This window comes from Magnetospirillum aberrantis SpK, assembly GCF_011022235.1.
In the GTDB taxonomy this organism is placed as follows: domain Bacteria; phylum Pseudomonadota; class Alphaproteobacteria; order Rhodospirillales; family Magnetospirillaceae; genus Magnetospirillum; species Magnetospirillum aberrantis.
Map to the genome: position 1 here is coordinate 1 of NZ_JAAIYP010000016.1, position 1,027 is coordinate 1,027.

The 1,027-nt window shown below is 64.8% G+C and carries 1 protein-coding gene; it reads left to right on the top strand.

Annotation, left to right across the window (positions count from 1 at the left end):
- Window positions 1-81: 81 nt before the first annotated feature.
- Window positions 82-1,027, top strand: a 946-nt coding sequence (locus G4223_RS03605) for an IS481 family transposase (RefSeq protein ID WP_163675134.1), incomplete at its 3' end; no start/stop codon positions are given.

Genomic DNA, 1,027 nt, shown 5'->3' on the forward strand with positions numbered 1-1,027 from the left:
GTGAAGTCTCAGGAGGTTGCCCACTCGGTCTGAACCGAGGAAGCTGAAGTTGCTGACACTTTGGCTATCCAGGGGGACCGAATGGGCATCCACAAGAATGCCCCGCTGACACCGGCGGGTCGAGAGACTTTGGTGCGGCGGGTATTGGAGCAGGGGCACACCCCCATGGCGGTGGCCACCGCCATGGGGGTGTGCGTCCGCACCGTCCGTAAATGGGTTGGCCGGTTTCAGGCCGAGGGCGTCTCCGGCTTGCAGGATCGCTCATCGCGTCCGCATCGTTCCCCCAGGCGGACGCCCGCGCCCATTGCCGAGCAGATTGCGGCGCTACGCCGCCAGCGCCGGACAGGCGGCGAGATCGCCACCGCCCTGGGGCTGTCGCGGGCGACCGTTTTCCGTGTCCTCGCGCGCCTGGACATGAGCCGCCTGAAGTCGCTGGAACCGGCCGAGCCGGTGCGGCGCTATGAACGAGCGACGCCCGGTGAGATGCTTCACATCGACATCAAGAAACTGGGTCGTTTCAACCGGACCGGCCACCGCATTACCGGCGACCGCCAGAAAAACAGCCGGGGCATCGGCTGGGAGTTCGTCCACGTCTGCATCGACGACGCCTCACGCATCGCCTTCAGCCGCATCCTGCCCGACGAGAAGAAGGAAAGCGCCGTCGCCTTCCTGAAGGCGGCGCTCGCCTATTACGCCAGCCTCGGCATCACCGTGCAGCGGGTGATGACCGATAACGGCTCGTGTTATCGCTCCAAGGTCTTCCGCAAAGCCTGCGCTGACCATGGCCTGAAGCATGTTCGCACCAGGCCCTACACGCCGAAGACCAACGGCAAAGCCGAGCGCTTCATTCAGACCGCCCTGCGGGAATGGGCCTACGCCCAAGCCTACGACACCTCAGATCATCGCGCCGAAGAGCTGCCTCGCTGGCTCCACCGCTACAATTGGCACCGACCGCATGGTAGCTTGAAGGCGCAGACACCCATCAGCCGACTCGGTCTGACCGGCGACAACGTCATGCGACTCCACA